Raw genomic sequence first — 1,069 nt, 5'->3', positions numbered from 1 at the left:
CTTTCATACTTCTCAATCATTTTATTACCTTATGAACTACATCGTTACTCTAGTAACGATGTAGTTCATAAGTAAGTTAAATAACGTTTCAATTGGTTTTCAGTCGTATTATATTTACCCCCTTTTTTGCAATACATCAGAGCAAGTCGAAACATGCAAGTTGTAACGTGCAAAAAAGAGAACGTCACGGAAGCTCTTTAATTCTTTTGAGTCCATTTTCATATTGATGAGAGCCTTTACAAAAGCGAACATATGTTCTATTATATGGTTGAGGTGTTTGAATATGATTCCTAAGCAATATGAGGATGAAACGGATTATCGTAAGATACCTAGAGAGTATTTAAATTTTAATATTCCTAGAGGTAGAGGGTTTGTTAAGTGGATAGCTTTTAAGACGATTCCTGAGCAATATCAACAAATAGAACAATATATGGAAGATCAAAATAAAGAAGAACGTCCTTCGCTTTTAGATGATCAACTCAATGTTCTAAATGAAAAAGTAAACTGGAAAAAATTCTTTAAAGAAAAAGCCATTGTGACTTATTGGAAGCAAGGTTATTATTACCAGCATGAGGCTTACATTAAAACGGTAGATACACTCAATAAAGTTATTATTATTAGTAACGAAGATGGGAACGAAACCATGGAAATACCCATGAAAAATATAAAAGATATTGAATAAGAAAAGCCACTCTATATGAGTGGCTTAAGATTTTACTTTTTAAACTTGTCAACAACATCAGATGCTTTGTCTTTAACGTTATCAACGACTTCTTTGGCTTTACCTGATGCTTTATCTTTTTTACCTTCTTGTTCTAAGTTGTCATTGTTAGCAGCATCGCCAACAGTTTCTTTAATATTGCCTTTGACTTGTTCCAATTTATTTTCAGCCATGTTTAAGCCTCCTTAAGGGTAATGTAGTGTATAACAAGCACTACTGAAACATTATTTTAATATAGTTTTGAAAGGAAGTAATATAAGAAGTCTAATGCTAATGAGAAAACATTGACTACTTTCTCAACCTAATACATATAATAATTTAATTCAAGTAAAGAAGTTTAATTACTAC

General features: G+C 31.2%; 2 protein-coding genes. One reads left to right on the top strand and one right to left on the bottom strand.

The window, feature by feature from the left end; genetic code table 11:
- Nucleotides 1-283: 283 nt before the first annotated feature.
- The gene (locus ACFV3I_RS18785) at nucleotides 284-682 is read left to right on the top strand and encodes a YolD-like family protein (RefSeq protein WP_002498893.1); all 399 of its coding nucleotides are present in this window, start codon (nucleotides 284-286) and stop codon (nucleotides 680-682) included.
- A gap of 32 nt (nucleotides 683-714) precedes the next feature.
- On the opposite strand, the gene ACFV3I_RS18780 is transcribed toward ACFV3I_RS18785, so the two are convergent.
- Complete coding sequence (locus tag ACFV3I_RS18780; RefSeq protein ID WP_002498892.1) at nucleotides 715-894, bottom strand: CsbD family protein; 180 nt, start codon at nucleotides 892-894, stop codon at nucleotides 715-717.
- Between the last annotated feature and the right edge of the window lie 175 nt (nucleotides 895-1,069).

It is taken from the genome of Microbacterium sp. NPDC059771, assembly GCF_042732495.1.
Lineage (GTDB): Bacteria > Actinomycetota > Actinomycetes > Actinomycetales > Microbacteriaceae > Microbacterium > Microbacterium sufflavum.
Note: the sequence above shows the minus strand (reverse complement) of the source record. Positions and strands in the feature narration are given on the sequence as shown.

What these genes read in the sequence shown, in the direction of transcription:
- ACFV3I_RS18780 (WP_002498892.1), bottom strand. Translation starts at nt 894, where the DNA reads ATGGCTGAAAATAAATTGGAACAAGTCAAAGGCAATATTAAAGAAACT.
- ACFV3I_RS18785 (WP_002498893.1), top strand. Translation starts at nt 284, where the DNA reads ATGATTCCTAAGCAATATGAGGATGAAACGGATTATCGTAAGATACCT.